This is a genomic window from Pseudomonas sp. B414 (assembly GCF_055408445.1).
The window spans coordinates 274584-298454 of record NZ_JBUZTQ010000002.1 but is presented as its reverse complement, the minus strand read 5'-3'; the positions used below and the strand labels follow the sequence as shown (position 1 = coordinate 298454).

Sequence of the window (23871 nt, the reverse complement as noted above, 5' to 3'; positions counted from 1 at the left end):
GTGTAATGGAATCACTCCACAGAAAGCTGTCTGTGGGAGGTTCCAGAGAGCGCGGGTACTGTAAACCATGGTCCGGACGAAGTTGTAACGAAATCAGTCCATTGGAGCAGATTCGTACCGTCAGCTCTGAGACACACGCTGTGGGAACGGGCTTGCTCGCGATGCAGGCGACGCGCTGTATCAGCCAAACGCTGTGATGCCATAGCGAGCAAGCCCGCTCCCACAAGACCCGGAGTCTTGTGTCAGGCTGCGGTGGTTTTCAACGGCATGCGCAGCTCAACCCGCAAGCCATCGGGCTGGCTGTCGAAGGTCAGTTCACAGCGGCAACGCTCGACAATCGCCTGCACAATCGCCAGGCCCAGACCGCAGCCGTTGCTGTTGCCGTTGCGCCAGAAGCGCTGGGTCATGTGTTGCAGGGTATCGGCGGGGATACCGGGCCCGTGGTCGCGCACTGTGTACTTGACCTGCGAGCCTTCAACGGCCACCGCCAACTCCACCTGAGTGCCGGCCGGGGTATGGCGCAAGGCGTTGTCCAGCAAGTTGCGCAGCGCAGCGATGGCCAGTACCGAGGGAACTTCCAGCGCGGTGGCCGGCAAGTCTGGCGGCAAGTGCAGACGAATACGCTGATCATCACCTGCGCACGCATCGTGGATCGCGAACTGTGCCACTTGCTCGGCCGAGCAATTGACCCCGTCATCAAACGACAGGCTGCCCTCGACCCGCGCCAGCAGCAGCAATTGCTCAAGGGTGCGGTGCAAGCGGTCAGCTCCGGCTTCGGCATGGGCCAGCGACTGTTCGCGAGCTTCGCCATCGGTCATGCGCGCCACTTGCAGGTGGGTCTTGATCGCGGTCAGCGGGCTGCGCAGTTCATGGGCCGCGTCGCCGGTCAGGCGCCGCTCGCGCTCGATGGTCTGGGCAATACGTGCAAACAGCTGGTTCTGCGAATCGAGCAGCGGTTTCAGCTCGCTGGGCAACGGTGAGATTTGCAACGGTTGCAAGGAGTCGGCATCGCGGCGCATCAGGGCATCGCGCATGCGGTTGAGCGGTGCCAGCCCCTGGCCGATCCCCAGCCACAGCAGCAGCAGGCAGACAATCAGGGCCATGCCCACCGGCACCGATGCAGCCAGCAGCACCGAGAGGTTCAGCGCCTCGCGTTCAACCTGACGGTCAGCCGTGGTGATGCGCAGATCACCGCGATCCAGGGTAAAGGTGCGCCAGGCCGCGCCGTCGATCATCTGGTCATGAAAACCTGCCGCTTGCGACTGCATTGGCTGATCCGGGTTGTTGTGGCTACGGGCCAGGATCTCGCCACGCAGCGAACTGACCTGGCAAGCCATGCCACCAGGGATAGTCAGTTGCTCCGCACTGAAATGAGTGCCCTCGCCTTTTACTGGCAGTTGCGGCAATTGCTCCAGCAAACCCGCGACCATGCGCGCCGAGGCGACCAGCCGCTGATCAAGGGAAAACATCATTTGCTGACGCAAATCGCTGAGCATCCAGGCCGCAGCCAATGCCCAGACCAGAACAAAGGCAGCGCCAATGGTCAGGCTCAAGCGCAGGCGCATGCTCATCATGCTTCGGACTCTGCGCCATCGGCGTGGCCCAGGCGATAACCCAGGCCGCGTACGGTTTCAACGATACCGTTGCCCAATTTGCGCCGCAGGTGGTGGATATGCACGTTCAGGGCATTGCTCTCCAGTTCGTCACCAAAGCCATAGATACTGTCCTTGAGTTGCTCGCTGGACAACACCCGCCCGCGGTTATGCAGCAAGGCTTGCAGCAGTGCCTGTTCACGCCGGGACAGGTCGACCGGCTGGCCCGCGAGCAGAGTGATGCGGCTGCTGGGGTCGTAGCTAAGCGCGCCGTGCTCGATCAGGTTAACGCTGCGCCCTGCCACGCGCCGCAGCAAGGTATGCAGGCGGGCGGCCAGTTCGCGCAGGTCGAAGGGCTTGAGCAGGTAATCATCGGCACCCGCCTGCAAGCCATCGACGCGGTCGGTCACCGAGTCGCGGGCAGTCAGAACCAGCACAGGCAACTCAAGCCCCTGCTGACGCAGTTGTTGCAGCAACTTGAGACCATCTTCATCAGGCAAACCCAGATCGAGCACCATCACATCGAACTCGGCAGCCTTGAGCATCGCCCGCGCCGCACTGGCCGTGCCGACATGCTCAACCGTCAGGCCCTGGGCCGTGAGCCCGGCCTTGATGCCGCTGGCGATCAGTTCGTCGTCTTCGCAAACCAGTACATGCATGCTGATACCCGCGTAAATAAGCCGATTAAAAGGTCATGGGATTAAGAGCCGATTATGCCGTGAACGTTGGAATACGCACGGGTTAATAATCGGTTAATCGCAGGATCACACTGTAGCGTCACTTGAACCTGCACAAGGCTTTACCCATGCGTTTGCTGTTGTCCTTGCTCTTGATGTGTTTGATCGGTGTCGCCCAGGCGGCCAGCGATCCTTTTGCACAGCCCGACTTTCTGCCGGTCAACAAGGCCTTCACATTCAGTGCCGAACCATTGCCCTCCGGCGAAACCCGCCTGCAGTGGAAAATAGCCGACACCTACTATCTGTATCAAAAACGCTTCAAGTTTGACGGGCTGGACGCAGCACACGCCCCCGTACTGCCCCAGGGGCTTGAACATAGCGATGAGTTCTTTGGCGCTACCCAGGTCTATCGCGACAAGGTTGAGATACTGATTCCGGCAGACGCCAGCGGCCAGGTCAAGGTCAGTTGGCAGGGCTGCGCCGATGCTGGCCTGTGCTACCCGCCGCAAAGCCAGACCGTCGACCTGGGCGGCGTGCAGCCGGTTGCCGCGCAAGGTCAGGCACAAGACCAGTCACTGGCCGCTACATTGCAGCAGCGCTCGCTGGGCTGGAGCTTGCTGCTGTTCTTCGGCCTCGGCCTGCTGCTGGCCTTTACCCCTTGCTCACTGCCGATGCTGCCGATTCTGGCCGGGCTGGTGGTGGGCAGCGGGGCCACGGCCGGGCGTGGTTTTGCCGTGGCCGGCAGTTATGTCATCAGCATGGCCCTGGTCTATGCCGGGCTGGGCGTGCTGGCGGCCCTGCTGGGCGCCAACCTGCAGGCGCTGTTGCAACAACCCTGGCTGTTGGGCAGTTTTGCCGCGCTGTTCGTGGTGCTGGCACTGCCGATGTTCGGCTTTTTTGAACTGCAATTGCCTGCCGGTCTGCGTGACCGCCTGGAAACCGCCGGGCGTGGCCGCAAGGGCGGCAGCCTGATCGGCGCAGGAATTCTTGGTGCCCTCTCCGGCTTGCTGGTGGGACCCTGCATGACCGCACCGCTGGCCGGTGCCCTGTTGTATATCGCGCAAAGCGGCAATGCGCTGGAAGGTGGCCTGGTGCTGTTTGTGATGGGCCTGGGGATTGGTGTACCGCTGTTGCTGCTGGTGACCGTGGGCAGCCGCTTCCTGCCCAAGCCGGGGGCCTGGATGAACCTGATGAAAGGCCTGTTTGGCTTCCTGTTTCTGGGCACCGCGCTGCTGCTGGTGCGCCCGGTACTGGATGAGTCGCTGTGGCTCGGCCTGTGGGGCGTACTGCTGATTATTCTGGCGTGCAGCCTGTGGCAACAGGCGCAAACGTTCCTGCGCGCCAGGGCGCTGTTCAGCCCGCTAGGTCTGCTGGCCGGTTTGTGGGGCAGCCTGTTGCTGGTGGGCGCTGCCGGTGGCGGCACCGAGCTGTGGCAACCGTTGCAGGTGTACACCGCCAAAACCGTGGCGGGCAGCAGTGTCGCAAGCACCGGCCATGACACCTTTATCACTATCAAGGACCCCGCCAGCCTGGACCGTGAACTGGCCAGTGCCAGGGCAGATGGTCAATGGGTGATGCTCGATTATTACGCCGACTGGTGCGTGTCGTGCAAGGTCATGGAGAAGCAGGTATTCGGCAAACCCGAGGTTATGCAGGCACTGCAAGGCGTGCGCCTGTTGCGTCTTGACGTGACCGCCGATAATGTCGCCAGCCGCGAACTGCTCGGCCGCTATCAAGTACCTGGCCCACCCAGCTTTGCCTGGATCGGCCCTGATGGTGATGAGCGTCGCGGACAACGTATTACTGGCGAAGTCAACGCCCAGACCTTTTTGAATAACTGGAACGCCACTCGGGAACTCCACTAAATGCTCACCCTGACCATCGGTTCGTTTGCGCTGGCCATCAACCATTTGCTGCTGATCCTGGCCCTTGCCCTGGCGACACTGGTGGGTTGGCGCGTGGCCAAGCGCGGTGGTGAAAACCCCGAGTCAGTACTGTTCAGTCTGTTTCTGCTGGGCTTGCTGACTGCGCGTATCGGCTTTGTGCTCAGCTACTGGCGCTATTTCAAGGACGACCCTTTGCAAGTCCTCGACTTGCGTGACGGTGGCTTTTTACTGTGGCCGGGGTTGGTGGCTGTGCTGGTCGGCGCAGTCATCTGGGGCTGGCGCCGGGTCGGGTTGCGCCGCCCTCTGGGCTGGGGGCTGGGCAGCGGCCTGGCGTTCTGGCTGCTGACCAGCCTGTCGTCCAACCTGTACGAACAGGGCACGCGCCTGCCGGAGCTGGTATTGCGCAACGCCAATGGCGAGTCGGTGCAGTTGAGCAGTTATCAGGGCGGCCCGCTGGTGATCAACCTGTGGGCCACCTGGTGCCCGCCGTGCCGTCGTGAAATGCCGGTGCTGCAAAACGCCCAGCATGAACATCAGAACGTGACCTTCCTGTTCGTCAATCAGGGTGAAAGCATGCAGAGCGTCAGTACCTTCCTGGAAACCCAGGGGCTGAACCTGAGCAACGTGCTGTTCGACAGCGGCGGCCAACTGGCACAAAAAGTCGGTTCGATGGCCCTGCCGACTACGCTGTTCTATAACGCTGAAGGCCGGCTGCTGGGCAGCCATCTGGGCGAGCTGTCGAAAGCCAGCCTGGCCCGGGCCATGGAGCCTTTCGACCTGAACAATTCAATGTCGGCCCAACAGGCCGACCCTGCAAGGAATCAGCAAAAATGCTTAACCGCAAACTGTTAACCCTGAGCATGACCGCCCTGCTGGGCGCGGCGCTCCTGCAATCCCCAGTGTTGCAGGCTGAAGAGTTGCCGCCGGCAATCAAGAAGATTGAAGCCAAGGGCGCAAAGATCATCGGCAGCTTTGACGCTCCCGGCGGCTTGCGCGGTTATGCCGCCCAGTACCAGAACCGTGGCATGGCGCTGTACCTGACCCAAGATGGCAACGTGCTGGTGGGCAATCTGTACGACGCCGACGGCAAGGACCTGAGCCTGGCGCCGCTGCAGAAACTGGTCTACGAGCCGATGGCCAAGCAGGTCTGGGGCGAGATGGAAAAGAGCAACTGGATTGCCGACGGTAAAGACGATGCCCCGCGTATCGTGTACCTGTTCAGCGACCCAAACTGCCCGTACTGCAACATGTTCTGGGCCCAGGCCCGACCATGGGTTGATTCGGGCAAGGTGCAATTGCGCCACATCATGGTAGGGATTATCCGCGAAGACAGCCCGGCCAAATCCGCCGCCCTGCTGGGCGCCAAAGACCCGCAGCAAGCCCTGCACGAACACGAGAAAGCCGGCAAGGCCAGCACGCTAAAACCGTTGGCCAAGATCCCGGCGGATATCCAGGCCAAGCTGGATGCCAACGCACAACTGATGGAAGAACTGGATGTGGCCGCCACCCCGGCGATTTTCTATCTGGACGCACAAGGCAATCTGCAACAGCAGCAAGGTGCGCCGTCGCCAGAAAAGCTGAGCCAAATCCTCGGGCCTAAATAAGCCCTCTGGCTGCGATCAGAAAAGCAATGGGTCGCAGCCCTCCCTCGCGTGAGCCAGGTCTCAATCTGCTCTTTGCGCCGCTATTAATTCTAATTCTCAATTGACAATCATTATCATTAAGCCTAGCGTGTGAACAGCTGTGTAGGACGCCTCCCACGAAGAGGTCCTCACTCAATCATTCGCAGCAGGTGATCTCCATGACGGAACCAATGTCCACAGGCAAGTGCGACTCACCCCTACTTCAAGCCTTTGTCGATAACCGGCTGGTGCTGGTCAAAATCGCAGCCCGCATCACCGGCTGCCGCCACCGGGCTGAAGATGTGGTGCAGGACGCCTTCTTCCGTTTGCAATCCGCGCCGCAGATCACCTCTTCGTTCAAGGCACAATTGAGCTACCTGTTTCAGATCGTGCGCAACCTGGCGATTGATCATTACCGCAAGCAGGCGCTGGAGCAAAGATATTCGGGCACCGAAGAAGAAGGCCTGAATGTGGTTATCCACGGCGCCTCACCGGAAACTTCGCTGATCAACTTCTCGACCCTGGAACATATCGAGGTGGCGCTCAACGAGCTGCCGACCCGTACCCGTTATGCGTTCGAGATGTACCGCCTGCACGGTGTGCAGCAAAAGGACATTGCCAAGGAATTGGGCGTATCGCCCACCCTGGTCAACTTCATGATTCGCGATGCCCTGATCCATTGCCGCCAAGTGTCGGGCACCCACGCCGACACCTATGCCCGCCGCTGATACAAAGGTTGCTGCCAACCCTCCTGCCCTACATCTCAACCACGGCAATTTTGTAAGGCGCAAAAATGGCCTTTAACTGGCCGTTGTCACGCAACTTTTGCATCATCTGCGCAAACTGCCCGCTCTGGATCGGTGCTTCTGGCCGCAACAGAGCGTAGTGGCGATAGATCTGATCGATACGCTCGGACACCAGCACCTGAGCCTGGACCTGCGGGTCGCAGCGCAACATCTCGATCAGGTTTGAGCGGGTCATCAAGGCAATATCCGCGCGACCGCGCAATACCATCAATAGATTGCTTTCGTGGGAATAGGTCAGGGTTGCACCAAAGCTGTCGGCCAGGAACTTCGGTGCCGGGTTAAAACCGGCAAAGGCGTAGTGATAGCCGCTAAACAGCGCAAGGCGCTTGCCGTTCAGCTCATCGAAATAGCTTTGTTGACGATCCGGTTGCTGCCTGGCAACAAACACTTCGGCATCTTCAAGGCCCATATCGACGGCGGTGTGCGCAAACGCCTGCCAGCCCCAGGCCGGGTTTTCGAACATCATCATGTCCACCCGGCCCCGCTCGAAATCACGCACCCGCCGCGGTATGGAACTGGGCACCGGGACAAACCGGTAGTCGCTCTGCAACTGATTGAGTGCATTGAGCAATTGCGACAACAGGCCGATATCGTCACCGCGCTCCGGACGCACCGTGTAGGGCGGAAAATGCGCAGCACCCACCCTGACTTCCTGGACGGCCCAGACCGGCGTCAGCCAGACCATACCGAGGGTCAGCAACAGGCTATGGGCCAACTGGATTGGCGAACACTTCAAAACCATACACACCTGATGCCGCCCATGGCTGGAACTTATTGATCAACACACGACCTGAGATCGAGCACGCACACCATTAAAGCGCATATAGACTAGCAAGCAAGCGCTCGACTGGCCCACTGGAAAATAAACGCCCGGGGCCGAGTTTTAGCTACGCTCCAACTTCAACGCCAATGCTGTTCAAGGAAGCTGCACATGCCTCACTGGCTGGTAATTGACCTGGAAGCCACCACCGATGATGGCGGATGGCCCCTCGAGGAAATGGAAGTGATTGAAATAGGCGCCAGCGTGGTGACTCGCGCAGGTCGGGAAGTGGACCATTTCCAGCGCTTTATTCGCCCGCAGCGTCGCCCATTGCTGACGCCTTTTTGCCGGCAACTGACCCGGATCACCCAAGCCAATATTGATGCCGGGGCACCGATGCCGCAGGTATGGGAACAATTCGAGCGCTGGCTGGGCCAGCACCTGCCCAAACTCGAAGGCTGGGCCAGTTGGGGCGACTATGACCGCAAGCAACTGGAACAGGAATGGCGCCAAAAGCAACTGGCCAGTGCGCTGCAACAATTGCCGCATATGAATCTCAAGCAGCAATTTGCCAAGGCCCGCCAGCTAAAGCAGCCGCTGGGGCTTAACAGCGCCCTGCAACTGGCCGGGATGCAGTTTAATGGCCAGCAACACCGGGCCCTGGAAGATGCGCGAAATACAGCACGTTTATTACCGCTGGTGCTCAAGGGTTAAGGGCCACAAAAGCGCGTGACGGGATAAAACCGCTTCTGCATACTGGCCAGCCCTTTTTAGCCCATTCCGAGGAATCGCCATGTTTAAAGTCAACGAATACTTCGACGGCACCGTCAAGTCGATTGCCTTCGCTCAAGCCGAAGGCAAGGCCACCATTGGCGTCATGGCTGCGGGTGAATACGAGTTCGGCACCGCCGAGCGTGAAATCATGCACGTTGTCTCGGGTGAGCTGAGCGTGAAACTGCCGGGCAGCAGCGAGTATGAAACGTTCAAGACTGGCAGCCAGTTCAATGTACCGGCCAACAGCAAGTTCCAGCTGAAAGTTGCGGTGGACACTGCTTACCTGTGTGAGTACCGCTAAGCCCTGCACACATTCCCTATGGGAGCGGGTTTTTCTGACAGACCGCATCGTCTGCATCGCGAGCAAGCCCGCTCCCACAATAATCTCCGCAAGCATCAAATTTGCGTGCGACACAAAACTTGTGGGAGCTGGCTTGCCTGCGATGGCAGCACCGCAGCCTGCCTGCCAGACCGCATCGCGAGCAAGCCCGCTCCCACAATAAATAGTCCCGCCGCTATACCCCAGCGTTGAACTGCAACGCCGCCAACCGCGCATACAGCGGGTTGCTGGCGATCAACTGGGCGTGGGTACCTATGGCAACCAGCTTGCCCTGATCCATCACCGCGATACGGTCAGCGTTCTGCACAGTGGCCAAACGGTGGGCGATCACCAGCGTGGTGCGGCCCTGCATCAGGCTCGGCAAGGCCTGCTGGATCAAATGCTCGCTCTGGGCATCGAGGGCACTGGTGGCTTCGTCCAGCAGCAGTATCGGCGCATCTACCAACAAAGCCCGGGCAATCGCCAGACGCTGGCGCTGACCGCCCGATAACCCCAAACCACCGTCACCCAGGTGGGTTTTATAGCCTTCGGGCATTTGCAGGATAAAGTCGTGGGCATGGGCAATCCGGGCTGCGGCTTCGACCTGGGCGTCACTGGCCCCGGCGTTGCCATAGCGGATGTTGTCTTCAATGCTGCCGAAAAACAGCGCCGGAGTTTGTGACACCAGGGCAAAGCAACGGCGCAGGTCCTGTGGGTCCAGTTGGGTGATCGGCTGCCCTTCTAGCAGGATCCGGCCTTGCTGAGGGTCATAAAAGCGCAGCAACAGGTCGAACAGCGTCGACTTGCCGGCCCCCGAAGGGCCAACCAGCGCCAGGGTTTCCCCCGCCTTGACTGTCAGGCTCAGGCCATCGAGCGCTTGGCTTTCAGGGCGCGATGGATAGGAGAAGCGCAAGTTCTCCAGCTGTAAATTACCCTCCACCCGCTCCGGCAACACTCGCAAATCCGTACTCGGAGGCAGGATCAGGCTTTTCGCCTGCAACAACTCGGCAATCCGCTCGGCCGCACCCGCTGCCTGTTGCAGTTCACCAATCACTTCGCTCAGGGTGCCGAACGCACTGCCGACAATCAGGCTGTAGAACACAAAGGCAGCCAGTTCACCGCTAGTGATCCGACCGGCGATCACGTCCATGCCGCCGACCCACAGCATTACCCCGACTGCGCCCAGCACCAGCAGGATCACCAGGGTAATCAGCCATGCCCGTTGCAGGATGCGTTTGCGCGCGGTGGCAAACGCCTGTTCAACGGTATTGGCAAATCGCTGCTGGTCTTGCTGCTGGTGGTTGTAGGCCTGAACCGTCTTGATCTGGCCCAGAGCCTCACTGACATAACTGCCAACATCGGCAATCCGGTCCTGGTTCTGGCGCGACAAACTGCGCACTCGACGACCAAAAAACAGGATAGGCACCAGCACCAGTGGCAAAGCGACCACCACGATACCGGTGAGTTTCGGGTTGGTGACAAACAACAACACCACACCGCCAATCACCATCAGGCTGTTGCGCAGAAACAACGACAGCGATGAGCCGATCACCGATTGCAGCAAGGTGGTGTCGGTGGTCAACCGTGACTGGATCTCCGAGCTGCGGTTGTTCTCATAGAACCCAGGATGCAGGCCGATCAGGTGGTTGAACACCTGACGCCGGATATCAGCGACCACCCGCTCGCCAATCCAGGACACCAGGTAAAAACGCACAAAAGTGCCCACGGACAAGCCCAGCACCAGCACCAGAAAAAAGCCGATGCTCTGGTTGAGCAAATCCGCTGACTGGGTCATAAACCCCTTGTCGACCAGCAGGCGGATGCCCTGCCCCATCGACAGGGTGATGCCCGCCGTAACGATCAGCGCCAGCAACGCGCCAAAGGCCTGCCAGCGATAAGGGGCAATAAAATGGGTGGCCAGACGAATGGCGCGGCGGTGACGGGAAGAAAGCATCGGCAGGCATCCAGAGAGTGGGCAAGCGTGAAAAGCCTGCACAGCCTACAACGAAGTTTGGCTTGAACCGGTAAACCTTTCTCACTCGTTTTGAATATGACCTGCAACCACAAGCCCTAGGCAGTAATGTTCTAAAGTCGGGCTGGAAGTTTGAGGATATTTCTGTTGGACTGGGGTGGCTGCCAAGTTTGTAACAGCTTGGTCATTAAACGGATCTACAGTACCGCTACACCCTGATGAGGAGACAGGCCATGGATTTGCAACAGAACGCTCAAGCCGTACCGGTTATTCGCACCCAGCCACAGCAATCTCTGGGGTGCGCGTTTATCGACGAAAATGGTCAGGAAGTCCTGATCACGGAAGCGATGATCCAGGACGCCTGCCACGAGCTGGAGCAACGTCTGGTCAAGCCTTCACGCAAAGACTGATTCCAGGATCACACAGCATTCGCTTCACTGACCGGCCTTGTTGCACAAGGCCGGTTTTTTTATGCACGCAGAATCAGACCGGCACTGCGCCCAGGGCTTTCACCAGTTGCTTCAAGGCCACTGACTCGCCCTCGATATGCACCGGCAACCCTTCGATTTCGCGGCGAATCGGGTAGTGCTTGCGCAGGCCGTCGAACGCCAGTTTCTGCTCCTGAACAGTGCCGATCAGGCTGCGACGGAAATCGGCATCGTCACGGCGCGGGTCATACACACCGCGACACAGCATGGCCAAAGCCCAGGCCGGGTCGCTGCTGGCGCTCAGCTCAACCTTGGCCAGCCAGGGCGCAGGCAGCAAGTCAGCCAGTTTGACCTGCGGGGTATGCCCGAGGAAGTCACACAACGCCTGATAAATCTGCGCCGTGCCGCGCTGCTTGCCGTCCAGGCTGTAACCGGCAATATGCGGGGTCGCCAATACGCACAGATCTGCCAGTTCGACGTCCACTTGCGGTTCGCCTTCCCACACATCCAGTACCGCTTGCAGATCATCGCGGCGGGTCAACACTTCACGCAGCGCAGTATTGTCCACCACCGGCCCGCGGCTGGCGTTGATCAGCCAGGTGCCCGGTTTCAGTTGCTCCAGGCGCTGCTGATTGAGCAAGTGCCAGGTCGGATAATCGCCAGACTTGTCCAGCGGCGTGTGCAGGCTAAGCACATCGCACTGTTCAATGATTTGCTCCAGGCTGACGTAATCACCGCCTTCATCTGCCTGGCGCACCGGGTCGCAGACCAGCACATTAAAGCCCAGCGCACGCAAAACGTTGATCAGGCGCCCGCCCACTTCACCGGCACCAATCACCCCGTAGGTACGCTGAGTCAAGTCAGCGCCTTCGATTTCAGCCAGGGTCAGCAGGCTACCCAGCACGTAATCCACCACACCACGGGCATTGCAGCCAGGGGCACTGGACCACTGGATACCGGCCTCCTGGAAGTAGCCCAGGGACAGATGATCAGTGCCAATAGTGCATGTACCGACAAACCTCACCGCGCTGCCTTCGAGCAGGTCGCGGTCGACCTTGGTCACCGAGCGCACCAGCAGCACATCGGCATCGTGAACGTCGGCGCGATTGATCTGGCGCCCCGGCAGGCGGCGTATTTCACCGAAGTCAGCAAAAAATTCTTCGATCAGCGGAATATTTTCGTCAGCAACAATCAACATGGCAGGCTCCTTTCGCGGAGTGGCAGTGTAGGCGTAGTTGCGATGAATGGGCCAGCCGGGTGTGGCAGGTACTCAGGATTAGATTACAAAGCACCTACAACTCCGTGTTTTCTGACCACTTGGTCAGGCGTACAATTGCCGGCTTTGCGCCTTAAACACTGTGGATGCACGCTTGTGAACTCTGTCACTCATAACCCCTCGTCAACCGCTGTCAGCCGCCCTGCACGGGTTCGCACTGAAGTGCGCGCTTTGCTGGCGCTGGCCTTTCCGATCATCATTTCGCAAATTGCCACCACGGCCATGGGCTTTGTCGATGCGGTAATGGCCGGACGTGTCGGGCCGCGGGATCTGGCCGCCGTGGCGCTGGGTAACTCGATCTGGGTGCCAGTGTTTTTGCTGATGTCGGGCATTCTGCTGGCGACCACACCCAAGGTCGCCCAACGCTTTGGCGCCAATACCCACGGTGAAATCGGCCCGATCGTACGCCAGGCGCTATGGCTGGCATTGATAACCGGCCTGTGTGCGGCGCTGATCCTGATCGCTGCCGAGCCGTTGCTGCATCTGATGAAGGTCGACCCTGAACTGATCGCACCGAGCATGGGTTATCTGCACGGCATCGCCAGCGGCATGCCTGCCGTGGGCCTGTATTGCGTATTGCGCAATTTCAGCGATGGCCTGGGCAAGACCCGGCCCAGCATGGTGCTGGGCCTGAGCGCCCTGGCACTGAATATTCCAATCAACTACATCTTCATCTATGGCCACTTTGGCGTCCCGGCCATGGGCGGCGTGGGCTGTGGCTGGGCCACGGCCATCGTCATGTGGTTTATGGCCCTGGGCATGGTGGTGTGGACTTTTCGCGGGGCGATCTACCAGTCGAGCAAGGTCTACAGCCATTTTGAATGGCCGAAATGGGCGATTCTCAAGCGCTTGCTCAGCGTAGGCCTGCCGATCGGCATTGCGGTGTTTGCCGAGTCGAGCATTTTTGCGGTGATTGCGCTGCTGATTGGCAGCCTTGGCGCGACCGTGGTCGCGGGGCATCAGATCGCCCTGAACTTCAGCTCACTGGTGTTTATGATTCCATATTCGTTGGGTATGGCGATCACCGTGCGCGTGGGCCAGGCTTTGGGCCGTCAGCAACCGCGGGAAGCGCGTTTTGTGGCCGGCGTGGGCATGGGTACCGCACTGGTGTGGGCAGCGATTTCCGCCAGTTTGATCCTGCTGCTGCGCGAGCAGATTGCGACCGTCTACACCGCCGATCCGATGGTGATCGAAGTTGCGACCATGCTGCTGATGTTTGCCGCGCTGTATCAGTTCTCGGATGTGATCCAGGTGACTGCGGCCGGGGCATTGCGCGGGTATCAGGACACACGGGTGACGATGATACTGACCTTGTTCGCCTATTGGGGGATTGGCTTGCCGGTGGGCTACGCCCTGGGGCTGACCGACTGGTTCGGTCCTGCCAATGGCCCGAGTGGTTTGTGGCAGGGGTTGATCGTAGGCCTGACCTGTGCGGCGCTGATGCTCGGCGTACGCCTGGCGCGCAGTGCGAAAAAGCATATTCGCCGTGCCGCATAACCTGTAACAACGGGCTCTTGTGGGAGCGGGCTTGCTCGCGATGGTTTCAGCGCGCAGTGTCAGATAAACCACTGCGCCTGAATCGCGAGCAAGCCCGCACCCACAACCCGCATCCACAGGGTAAGGATCAATCCTGCTTTTTGCGGATCCAGTACAGGTACTTGCCCGCCTCTTCCTGCTGCCCCACCAGTTCATGGTCCAGAAACACACAGAACTTGGGAATATCGCGGCGGGTCGAGGGGTCGGTGGCGATTACTTTCAGCAAGCCGCCGGGCGCCAGGTCACGAATATATTGGTGCAACATCATCACCGGCTCAGGGCAATTGAGGCCGGTAGCATCCAGAGTGCCGTCAACCGGCAGGTCGGTAAAACTCATCAGTAACTCCCCAATCAGCGAGATTTAGGTTTTTTTACATCAATACGACGCAGATGACAGGTCACTTCTTCACGATCGTGATACAGCTGCTTGCAGCCGATCTCGACCTGAATGCCCCGCGCCTTGAAGCCGTCAGCAATGCGATCGAGCAAACGACGCACTTCGGCGTAGCGCTGCTTCATCGGCAGCTTCAGGTTAACCACCGCCTCGCGGCAATGACCTTCGCCGATCCACTCTTCCAGCATCGCCGCATTGCGCGCCGGTTTCTCGACGATATCGCAAACCATCCAGTCCACCGGCTGCTTGGGCTTGAAGGTAAAGCCGTCGGCCATCAAATGCTGCACCAGACCGGTGTCCATCAGGCTTTCAGCCATCGGCCCGTTGTCGATGGCAGTCACGATCATGCCGCGATTGACCAGCTGCCAGGTCCAGCCACCCGGGGCGGCGCCAAGGTCAACACCGGTCATATCGCTGTGCAGGCGCTCGTCCCACTGATCACGAGGGATAAAGTGGTGCCAGGCTTCTTCCAGCTTGAGGGTCGAACGGCTCGGTGCTTCACGGGGGAACTTCAGGCGCGGGATGCCCATGGGCCACATGGCGCAGTTATCCGACTCAGCCAGACCGAGGAACACTTCGCGACCACTTTTAAAGGTCAGCAAAAGACGCGGCTTATGCGCTTCTTCTTCCACCAGCTTGCCAGCCTTGATCAGCGCCTTGCGCAAATGAGCTTCAAACTTCTTGCAGAAGTTGGACAGTTCCTTGCCATCGTTGGTATCAACGATTTCCAGCCACAGGCTGCCACACACCGGGAAGTCGGCCATGTGCTCGAGGATAACGCTGATCCGGTCAGTTTCCGGCAGGTCGACAAAGCCGCCGCGAGCCCATTGGCGCGGGAAGATCAGCTCGGCAAAACGCAGGCTGTTCATCAGGCGCTCGGCGCCGCCTTCTTCGGTGCACACAAACTCGGCGCAGGCTGTGCTCGGCTTGGCCTTGGCATAGCCAGACACATTGAGGCGGGCGGCGTGCTCGGCGATCTCCGAGCAGACTTCGCCTTCAAACCCGGGACGGCAGTGCATAAAAACGGTGTTCATTGAATTACTCCTGGGCAACTGGCGGGAATTGGCCGGCTGCGCAACCTTGCTTTGGAGCAAGGCGTGTCACGAAAAGGCGGGCATGATAACTGAGTTCGGAACCTTGAACCCGCATAGACAGTCCAGTTATTAGCCATCGGCCGTATTCGGAGCTAGGTTAGAAGCTCTGTATGTGCCACGTGATCCGTCTAAAGGAGTCATTTCATGTCCTCCCTCGATAGCCTGAACACCCTAGCCACACTAAAAGTCGACGATAAGACTTATCACTATTTCAGCCTGCCGCTCGCCGCCAAAACACTGGGCGATTTGAGCAAACTGCCCATGTCACTCAAAGTGCTGCTGGAAAACCTGCTGCGCTGGGAAGACGGCAAAACCGTCACCGAACCCGATCTAAAAGCGCTGGCCGCCTGGCTCAAGGAGCGGCGCAGTGACCGGGAAATCCAGTACCGCCCGGCCCGGGTGCTGATGCAGGACTTTACCGGGGTGCCGGCCGTGGTCGATCTGGCCGCCATGCGCGCCGCGATGGCCAAGGCCGGTGGCGACCCGCAGCGGATCAACCCGCTGTCGCCGGTGGATCTGGTGATTGACCACTCGGTGATGGTCGACCGCTTCGCCAGCGCCAGTGCCTTTGAGCAAAACGTCGATATCGAAATGGAGCGCAACGGCGAACGCTATGCGTTTCTGCGCTGGGGGCAAAATGCCTTTGATAATTTCAGCGTCGTACCGCCCGGCACCGGGATTTGCCATCAGGTAAACCTGGAGTATCTGGGCCGCACGGTCTGGACCAAGGACGAAGACGGCCGCACCTACGCTTTCCCCGACACCCTGGTCGGCACCGACTCCCACACCACCATGATCAATGGCCTCGGCGTATTGGGCTGGGGCGTGGGCGGGATTGAAGCCGAAGCGGCCATGCTCGGCCAGCCCGTATCGATGCTGATCCCGGAAGTGGTGGGTTTCAAGCTCAGCGGCAAGCTCAAAGAAGGCATTACCGCCACTGACCTTGTGCTGACCGTCACGCAAATGCTGCGCAGCAAAGGCGTGGTCGGCAAGTTTGTTGAATTCTATGGAGATGGCCTGGCGGACTTGCCGCTGGCCGACCGCGCCACCATTGCCAATATGGCCCCGGAATATGGCGCCACTTGCGGTTTTTTCCCGGTCGATGAGATCACTCTGGACTACCTGCGTCTTTCAGGTCGCCCGGATGCCACGGTCAAATTGGTAGAGGCTTACTGCAAAGCCCAGGGGCTGTGGCGTGAGCCTGGCCTTGAGCCGGTATTTAGCGAAACCCTGGCCCTGGACATGGGCACCGTCGAAGCCAGCCTGGCCGGGCCAAAACGCCCGCAGGACCGGGTTGCTCTGCCCAATGTAGGGCAAGCCTTCGACGACTTTCTCAGCCTGCAATTCAAACCGGCCACGAAAAAAGAAGAAGGCCGCCTTGAAAGCGAAGGCGGTGGCGGCGTAGCCGTAGGCAATGCGGATCTGGTCGGCGAAGCGGACTACAGCTATGAAGGTCAGACCTATCGCCTGAAAAACGGTGCCGTGGTGATTGCAGCCATCACCTCCTGTACCAATACTTCAAACCCCAGCGTGATGATGGCCGCAGGCCTGGTGGCGAAAAAAGCCGTCGAAAAAGGCCTGACCCGCCAGCCCTGGGTCAAAACGTCGCTGGCACCTGGCTCCAAGGTGGTCACCGATTATTACAAGGCCGCAGGCCTGACCCCATACCTCGACCAGCTTGGCTTTGCTCTGGTGGGCTACGGATGTACCACCTGTATCGGCAACTCCGGCCCCCTGGCTGAACCGATTGAAAAAGCCATTACCCAATCCGACCTGACCGTGGCCTCGGTGCTGTCGGGCAACCGCAACTTTGAAGGGCGTGTACATCCACTGGTGAAAACCAACTGGCTGGCCTCGCCACCCTTGGTAGTGGCCTACGCCCTGGCAGGTACGGTGCGTATTGATATCAGCCGCGACCCGCTGGGCACCGGCAAGGATGGCCAGCCGGTGTACCTGCGCGATATCTGGCCAAGCCAGAAAGAAATCGCCGACGCCGTGGCCCAGGTCACCACCGGCATGTTCCACAAGGAATATGCCGAAGTGTTTGCCGGTGACGAACAGTGGCAAGCCATCGAAGTGCCGCAAGCGGCCACTTATGTCTGGCAAGAGGATTCAACCTATATCCAGCACCCGCCTTTCTTCGACGAGATCAGCGGGCCTTTGCCGGTAATCGCTGACGTTAAAGGCGCGAATATTCTGGCGTTGCTGGGCGATTCGGTCACCACCGATCATATTTCCCCTGCTGGCAATATCAAGGCGGACAGCCCCGCCGGGCGTTATCTGCGCGAAAAAGGCGTCGAACCACGGGACTTCAACTCCTACGGCTCACGTCGTGGCAACCATGAAGTGATGATGCGCGGCACCTTTGCCAATATCCGCATTCGTAACGAAATGCTTGGCGGCGAGGAAGGCGGCAACACGATCTACATCCCCACCGGCGAGAAGCTGCCGATCTACGATGCAGCCATGCGCTATCAGGCATCCGGCACGCCGCTGGTGGTGATTGCCGGCCAGGAGTACGGCACTGGTTCAAGCCGTGACTGGGCAGCCAAGGGCACCAACCTGCTAGGAGTCAAGGCGGTCATCGCCGAGAGTTTCGAGCGTATTCACCGTTCAAACCTGGTGGGCATGGGCGTTCTGCCATTGCAATTCAAGCTTGATCAAAACCGCAAGAGCCTGAACCTTACCGGCAAGGAAACCCTGGATATCCTTGGGCTGACCGGTGCCGAGCTGCAACCGCGAATGAATCTGACACTGGTGATCACCCGCGAGAACGGCAGCCAGGAAAAAGTCGACGTGCTGTGTAGGATCGATACGATTAATGAGGTGGAATACTTTAAGGCAGGAGGGATTTTGCACTACGTGCTTCGTCAGCTGATTGCTTCCTAGCGGCACTACCTCCTGTGGGAGCGGGCTTGCTCGCGATTGCATCACCGCGTTAGTCCAGACGGACCGCGTTGCATTCATCGCGAGCAAGCCCGCTCCCACAAGTGCCCGCGCATTATCTTCAATCGTTATACTTGCTCACCCCGGACTGGATCCGGGGTGCTTTTTTAACGATTCCTAGGATTTTCATGATTGCTCTGCCATGGCCTTATCTGGCACTTCTCACCCTCGGCTACGGCCTTGCCCTCAGCTACGGTCAACTCGGTGTTGAAACCCTGATCGCGCTGGCCCTGCTGACCCTTAGCGGGCTTGCCGTTGTTCAAAACAAAAGCCATTACCTGCGCTATGCCGGGCATGCTGTGTTTGTGCTGCTGGCCCTGGCGCTGGCGCTACATTGGCTACCCGGCTTCCATAACGGCCGGGCCATCACTCCCACGCGGCTGACCCCGGATGCCGTACCCTTTTCGATGTACTTCAATCTGGACAAGCCGCTGATTGGTTTTTGGCTGCTGTTGGTATGCCCATGGATTGCGCCACGGTTTGCCTGGCGTGTATCTCTAAGGGCCTCCTTGATCGGCCTGGCACTTGCAGCCATTCTGGCGCTGGGCGGGGCGATGCTGCTGGGGATGATTGCCTGGGCGCCAAAATGGCCGCCGCAAAGCGCCATCTGGCTGCTCAATAATCTGCTGCTGGTAACGCTGGTTGAGGAAGCGCTGTTTCGCGGTTATATCCAGGGCGGGCTAAGCCGCAAGCTCAAGCTTGTGCCTTATGGCCAGACCATTGCCCTGGTCACCGCCTCGGTGCTGTTTGGCCTGGCTCATGCGGCGGCAGGCTGGCAATGGGTGTTGCTGGCAGGACTGGCCGGGCTCGGTTATGGCCTGGCCTACCGCTATGGCGGGCTAAGTGCGGCGATTGCCACACACTTTGGGCTCAATGTGCTGCATTTTGTATTTTTCACCTACCCCATGCTCGCTCCCTGACCAGCCAGAGACTGAAATATAAATTAAACAATTCCTTACGCATGCCGACAGCCTGTCAAAGTCTTGCGGATTGAAACGACATGCGTAATAACCAGCCCATCACTCAACGCGAACGCACATTCCCCGCGCAACAACGGTTGATTTCCACGACCGATGCCAAAGGCGTCATCACCTACTGCAACGATGCATTCAGGGAAATCAGCGGGTTTTCGCGTGAGGAGCTGATACGCGCGCCGCACAATCTTGTGCGCCACCCTGACGTACCGTCCGCAGTCTTTGAGCATATGTGGAGTACCCTGAAAAAGGGTTCGCCATGGATGGGCATTGTCAAAAACCGCTGCAAGAATGGCGATCACTACTGGGTCAATGCCTATGTAACCCCGGTGTTTGAAAGCGAGCGCGTGGTGGGCTACGAATCAGTACGGGTCAAGCCGACCGCCGAGCAGATCCGCCGTGCCGAAGCCCTGTACTCGCGCATCAATCGCGGCAAATCGCCAGTACCGCAGCGTGACAAGTGGCTGCCGGTGTTGCAGGACTGGCTGCCGTTTATTCTGGTCAGCCAGTTGAGCTTCACCATTGGTGCCCTGCTCAACTCCAGTTGGGGCTTTGCCCTCGCGGCCCTGTTGTCGATTCCGCTGGGCCTGCTTGGCCTGAGCTGGCAACAGCGCGGGATCAAGCGCCTGCTGCGCCTGGCCGAACAAACCACCTCTGACCCGCTGATCGCGCAGATGTACACCGACAGCCGCGGCCCGCAAGCGCGTCTGGAAATGTCCATCCTGAGCCAGGAAGCACGCCTGAAAACCTGCCTGACCCGTCTGCAGGACACCGCCGAGCACCTCAGCGAGCAGGCCCGTCAATCGGACATGCTGGCGCACAAGAGCTCTATCGGACTGGAGCGCCAGCGGGTCGAGACCGAGCAAGTGGCAACTGCGGTCAACCAGATGGCCGCCACCACGCAAGAAGTGGCCAGCCATGTGCAACGCACCGCAGACGCGACCCAGGAAGCCAATCGCCTGACCAGCCGTGGTCGCGATATTGCCGGCGAAACCCGCGAAGCCATTCAGCGCCTGTCGGTGGTGGTGGGCGAAACCGGTGCCACGGTTACACAGCTGGCAAAAGACAGCGATGAAATCGGCGGCGTTGTTGACGTGATTAAAGGCATTGCCGACCAGACCAACCTGCTGGCCCTGAACGCAGCCATCGAAGCGGCACGCGCCGGTGAAATGGGCCGCGGCTTTGCCGTGGTGGCTGACGAAGTGCGCCAGCTGGCACAACGCACCAGCGCTTCAACCGGGCAGATTCACAGCCTGATTGCCAAGCTGCAACAGACTGCAGCCACTGCAGTGCAGACCATGGACGCCGGCCACCGTCAGGCTGAAGAAGGTGTAGCTCGCGTGCTGGAAGCAGATCAGGCGCTGGTGGGCATCAGCGAAGCGGTAGCCAACATTACCGATATGACTACCCAGATCGCAGCGGCAACCGAGGAGCAAAGTGCAGTGGCCGAAGAAGTCAGCCGCAATATCAGCACCATTGCCGACCTGGCGGATCAGACCTCCGAACAGGCGCAGCATTCGGCGCTGTTGAGTGAAGAACTGACCCAGACCGTGAATACCCAGTATTCGCTGGTGGAGCGGTTTAACCGCTGATGAAAAAAAACCGGCGATGTGATCGCCGGTTTTGTTCAAGCCTCAGTCAAAAGCATATCGCACCCCGACATTGGCTCCCCAGGGCTGCTTGATGCCCTGGCCTTCCATGTAATCGAAATCAGCGTGCACTTTCAGGTTTTTGCCCAAGGACAACGCAACGCCAGCGCCCAACTCGGCACGACTGCCGTGCAGGTCATTCTTGAAGCGGTGCCCATTGACCGTGACTTCATTGTCCCGGGCAAACTCCTGGGCCAGGGCGACCTTAAGGTAAGGGCTCAACACCTGATTGCGATGCTCAAGGGTTACCCCCACCTTGCCGAGCACAGAGCGGGTTGTCGAAGTACGCACCTGCAGTCCGCTGTCCAGGCTATAGGACTGCCCTTGCACGGCAACCGCTGAAATCTGGGTGAAGGGCTCGGCATACAGACGCTCTGTCAGCTGAATCTTGCGACCGGCCTCCAGCGAAGCTCCCAGACCATAATTGTTATATTTGCCTTTTGCCTTGCTGAAATCGCTCATCACTACATCAGCCCGGTTGCGGAACTGGTTAAGCTTGAGTACAGCGTCAACGTAATATCCGTCGTCGTGCGTCCAGCTACCGTAAGTCCCTGCATAAATGCTCTCGACCGTGCCGGATGAGCCTCGCGCCAGTGTCAGCCCGGATTTGCTGTAACCCGCGAACACCCCTACCAGCAGTAAACTGTCTGCACTTGTCTGCGCTACATCACTCCCCAGCGAGTACCCCGACTGACGTTGCTGATACCCCAGTCCACCCGCACTCGCCACGTCATACTTGTTACCGTAAGTGCGTATCCAGGCTCCGCCCTGCCCGCTCCCCCGAACTTCGCCCATACGGCTGCGTAGCGTGGTCATCTCGCCATACCAGACGGTAGGCGCGCTATTGAACAAGGCTTGAACATTTCGGGTTGCCGGGCTCACCTCGCGGTCTGGATTCGGATTCGGATTCGGGTTCGGGTTCGGCTCTGGATTCGGGTTCGGCTCTGGATTCGGATTCGGCTCTGGATTCGGGTTCGGCTCTGGATTCGGGTTCGGCTCTGGATTCGGGTTCGGCTCTGGATTCGGGTTTGGCTCTGGATTCGGGTTCGGCTCTGGATTCGGGTTCGGCTCTGGATTCGGGTTTGGCTCTGGATTCGGGTTCGGCTCTGGATTCGGATTCGGATTCGGCTCTGGATTCGGATTCGGATTCGGATTCGGCTCTGGCTCTGGCTCTGGATTCGGGGTTGAGGTTAAATCTTTCAGGTACCAGTTGTGTCCTATGCGCTCAAGCTTGTAGGAAAAAGCACCAAGATCGACACGCCCTCCCAGCAGGTCAAAGTTCGCATCGCCCCCTCCGGTGCGGACAACCGGCAATGGTTCAAAACTCGGCTCAGGCTCTACCCCAGTGTTTTTAATGTGCAGCTTATGGTTGCCACTGGCTTTTCCTTTCACGTCCAGGGTGTCGATCTGATGGCTGTTCAAATCCAGCTTCAGCCCGAAGATGCCTGAGCCGGACAGTTCGCCCATTTCCAGACGATGGAAAGCCGTAGCCCCGGTGAAATCGACTATTCCCCCATTGAGCGCCAGCGAGCCGGTACTGCTGTCTCCGGTAATTTTCCAGCTGACGTCCGAGTCAAGTTGCAGGCTTTCAAGATCGGTCATCTGCCCGGTAAAAATCGTGCCATTTTGCAAGCGAACCTTCACCTTCCCGCCCTCAGGAACAGTCAGCTTGCCGTGCAAAAAGCTGCCATCGATTACCAGGTCCAGCACGCTATCAGACTGCACATCGAGCAACTCCCCTTTGCCGTCACCGGCTGACAGGGTGGAACCGTCACGGACGGTTATGATTGCCTCGGCACCGGCGTCAACCTTGATCGCCGGGCCATTGACACTGGCAACAGTAGCGCCACTGATATCGACCTTGTTGTCCTTATCGCTGATATGCAGCGCTGCTGCGTCTTGCGAACGGATTGAGCCACCGATGACGGCCAGGTTGCCGCCGCTTAGCAGTGCCCCGACAGAACCCGCGCCGTTGGCTTTGACATCAGTGTTGTTGAGCTCAACTCGACCTCCATAATCGACGTTCACTCCGGCAGCCTGTTCGCCGTGGGTTTCTACACGGCTGTCGGTCAGCTTCGCCAAAGCTTGTTTACCCGCTACATAAACCCCATGGGCCCGTTTCCCAAGTGTGGAGACAGTTGTCCCGATCAGATCAACAGTTGAACCCTCTCTAGGTAATTTACTAAGGTCTGTTTCTAAAACTTCGACCCCTATAGAATCCTGACCCTGGGTTTGAATAACCAGATCAGTCCCTCTTACATTGCCGCCGTAGGTCCAAATACCACGACTGTATTCACCTTTAGTGATGATGCTCCCCGAGCCAATTTTAATCTCACCTCGCCCGGCAACAACCCCGTATGCACCCTCGCCCTGGGTTTCCACCTGAAGGCTCTCGACATCCGCTTTACTGAGATTGGTCACCGCCAACCCAGCTGAGCCAAAACCCGATGTAGAAATTGACAGCGCTTCGGTGGATTTGAGCCCGCTACTGGTACGTATGTGAACTCCATGAGATCTGATCCCTGAGGTCGTAACGTTCATGTTCGATGAATCAATTTTACTCCCGTCACTGGCATACATGGCCGACAGCCCATACCCCGCGGTTTCAACCTCCCCGTCACTGGCACTGACGCTCTGGCCATCAACCGCAACCACACGATCATCAGACGCCTGAACCATGTTTGAATGAAATAATGCCTGGCTGATGGCTAATACCAAAAGGGATTTACGCGTCGAGGAAGGATAATACATTGGCGGCATTCTCTTATTTATTGAACCCTCTTACGGAGTTCAACGACATTGCCGAACCAACCTGCGTAAGGGGTGTTCAGCTTAAGAATGCTCATCGTCCATATAAATAAGGCTATTCCCTCATCCTCTGTAGGAAGAATGCGTAGTGGGCAACTATTCCGGGACACTTCTATTTCTGGCGAGTATTAGAAATGGGGGGATTACCGGGGGATTACCACTCAAAGGCATGGACTCTCTTATTTGTTGAACTCTCTTACAAAGTTCAACGAAATTGCTGAACTAACCTATGCAAGAGGAACTCAGCTTAAGAATGCTCATCCCCAAAAAAAATCAGGCATTACCTTCGGTGCAGGTAGGAAGAGTCGAAACTCAAGTCTCTGCACAACCAGACGCAGCCAGACGGCAGCCAACGGAT

General features: G+C 58.7%; 19 protein-coding genes. 11 read left to right on the top strand and 8 right to left on the bottom strand.

The genetic code is table 11. The features are described from left to right. Positions 1-242 precede the first annotated feature (242 nt). Positions 243-1571, bottom strand: a complete 1329-nt coding sequence (locus ACZRMH_RS03505; protein WP_464012194.1) for an ATP-binding protein — start codon at positions 1569-1571, stop codon at positions 243-245. Continuing rightward, positions 1571-2251 carry a response regulator gene (locus ACZRMH_RS03500; RefSeq protein WP_464012167.1) on the bottom strand — a complete coding sequence of 227 codons (681 nt, stop codon included), beginning with the start codon at positions 2249-2251 and terminating at the stop codon, positions 1571-1573. Before ACZRMH_RS03500 ends, ACZRMH_RS03505 begins: the two co-directional genes overlap by 1 nt. A 146-nt stretch (positions 2252-2397) precedes the next feature. Between ACZRMH_RS03500 and dsbD the strand changes: the two genes are divergently transcribed. The 4 genes from dsbD to ACZRMH_RS03480 all read left to right on the top strand — a co-directional run bounded on the left by dsbD (position 2398) and on the right by ACZRMH_RS03480 (position 6505). Next, on the top strand, positions 2398-4134 hold the full coding sequence (gene dsbD / locus ACZRMH_RS03495) for a protein-disulfide reductase DsbD (protein ID WP_464012166.1): 1737 nt from the start codon (positions 2398-2400) through the stop codon (positions 4132-4134). Continuing rightward, positions 4135-5007, top strand: coding sequence for a TlpA family protein disulfide reductase (locus ACZRMH_RS03490; RefSeq protein WP_464012165.1), 873 nt, complete (start codon positions 4135-4137; stop codon positions 5005-5007). Further along, positions 4986-5759, top strand: a complete 774-nt coding sequence (gene dsbG, locus ACZRMH_RS03485; protein ID WP_464012164.1) for a thiol:disulfide interchange protein DsbG — start codon at positions 4986-4988, stop codon at positions 5757-5759. The genes ACZRMH_RS03490 and dsbG overlap by 22 nt, the downstream gene beginning before the upstream one ends. A 197-nt stretch (positions 5760-5956) precedes the next feature. Further along, positions 5957-6505 carry an RNA polymerase factor sigma-70 gene (locus tag ACZRMH_RS03480; protein ID WP_464012163.1) on the top strand — a complete coding sequence of 183 codons (549 nt, stop codon included), beginning with the start codon at positions 5957-5959 and terminating at the stop codon, positions 6503-6505. A gap of 28 nt (positions 6506-6533) precedes the next feature. Here ACZRMH_RS03480 and ACZRMH_RS03475 read toward each other — a convergent pair whose 3' ends face one another. Next, the gene (locus ACZRMH_RS03475; protein ID WP_464012162.1) at positions 6534-7325 is read right to left on the bottom strand and encodes a substrate-binding periplasmic protein; all 792 of its coding nucleotides are present in this window, start codon (positions 7323-7325) and stop codon (positions 6534-6536) included. Between the two features lie 189 nt (positions 7326-7514). Here ACZRMH_RS03475 and ACZRMH_RS03470 point away from each other — a divergent pair, with 189 nt between their 5' ends. Together ACZRMH_RS03470 and ppnP are read left to right on the top strand one after the other, a co-directional pair. Next, complete coding sequence (locus tag ACZRMH_RS03470) at positions 7515-8057, top strand: 3'-5' exonuclease (protein ID WP_464012161.1); 543 nt, start codon at positions 7515-7517, stop codon at positions 8055-8057. Between the two features lie 79 nt (positions 8058-8136). Next, positions 8137-8418 carry a pyrimidine/purine nucleoside phosphorylase gene (gene ppnP, locus ACZRMH_RS03465; protein ID WP_464012160.1) on the top strand — a complete coding sequence of 94 codons (282 nt, stop codon included), beginning with the start codon at positions 8137-8139 and terminating at the stop codon, positions 8416-8418. Between the two features lie 214 nt (positions 8419-8632). Here ppnP and ACZRMH_RS03460 read toward each other — a convergent pair whose 3' ends face one another. Continuing rightward, a complete protein-coding gene (locus ACZRMH_RS03460; RefSeq protein ID WP_464012193.1) occupies positions 8633-10396 on the bottom strand; it encodes an ABC transporter transmembrane domain-containing protein in 1764 nt (587 codons plus the stop codon). Positions 10397-10641: 245 nt separating this feature from the next. On the opposite strand from ACZRMH_RS03460, the gene ACZRMH_RS03455 reads away from it, so the two are divergent. Next, the gene (locus tag ACZRMH_RS03455; RefSeq protein WP_016780318.1) at positions 10642-10818 is read left to right on the top strand and encodes a PA1571 family protein; all 177 of its coding nucleotides are present in this window, start codon (positions 10642-10644) and stop codon (positions 10816-10818) included. Between the two features lie 73 nt (positions 10819-10891). Here ACZRMH_RS03455 and pdxB read toward each other — a convergent pair whose 3' ends face one another. Next, positions 10892-12034: a 4-phosphoerythronate dehydrogenase PdxB gene (gene pdxB, locus ACZRMH_RS03450; RefSeq protein ID WP_464012159.1), complete on the bottom strand. Its 1143-nt coding sequence runs from the start codon at positions 12032-12034 to the stop codon at positions 10892-10894. Positions 12035-12208: 174 nt separating this feature from the next. Here pdxB and ACZRMH_RS03445 point away from each other — a divergent pair, with 174 nt between their 5' ends. Continuing rightward, complete coding sequence (locus ACZRMH_RS03445; protein WP_464012158.1) at positions 12209-13609, top strand: MATE family efflux transporter; 1401 nt, start codon at positions 12209-12211, stop codon at positions 13607-13609. Between the two features lie 127 nt (positions 13610-13736). On the opposite strand, the gene tusA is transcribed toward ACZRMH_RS03445, so the two are convergent. After that, complete coding sequence (gene tusA / locus ACZRMH_RS03440) at positions 13737-13985, bottom strand: sulfurtransferase TusA (RefSeq protein WP_016780315.1); 249 nt, start codon at positions 13983-13985, stop codon at positions 13737-13739. 14 nt (positions 13986-13999) lie between these two features. Then, entirely contained in the window at positions 14000-15076 is a 1077-nt protein-coding gene (gene rlmM, locus ACZRMH_RS03435; protein WP_464012157.1) for a 23S rRNA (cytidine(2498)-2'-O)-methyltransferase RlmM, read from the bottom strand. 204 nt (positions 15077-15280) lie between these two features. On the opposite strand from rlmM, the gene acnA reads away from it, so the two are divergent. The 3 genes from acnA (at position 15281) to ACZRMH_RS03420 (ending at position 20648) form a co-directional block, all read left to right on the top strand. Further along, a complete protein-coding gene (gene acnA / locus ACZRMH_RS03430) occupies positions 15281-18025 on the top strand; it encodes an aconitate hydratase AcnA (RefSeq protein WP_464012156.1) in 2745 nt (914 codons plus the stop codon). 185 nt (positions 18026-18210) lie between these two features. Continuing rightward, positions 18211-19002: a lysostaphin resistance A-like protein gene (locus tag ACZRMH_RS03425; protein ID WP_464012155.1), complete on the top strand. Its 792-nt coding sequence runs from the start codon at positions 18211-18213 to the stop codon at positions 19000-19002. An 80-nt stretch (positions 19003-19082) separates the two neighbouring features. Then, positions 19083-20648, top strand: coding sequence for a methyl-accepting chemotaxis protein (locus tag ACZRMH_RS03420; protein ID WP_464012154.1), 1566 nt, complete (start codon positions 19083-19085; stop codon positions 20646-20648). Between the two features lie 42 nt (positions 20649-20690). Here the strand turns inward: ACZRMH_RS03420 and ACZRMH_RS03415 are convergent, their stop codons facing one another. Continuing rightward, positions 20691-23456, bottom strand: a complete 2766-nt coding sequence (locus ACZRMH_RS03415; protein ID WP_464012153.1) for an autotransporter outer membrane beta-barrel domain-containing protein — start codon at positions 23454-23456, stop codon at positions 20691-20693. Positions 23457-23871 lie beyond the last annotated feature (415 nt).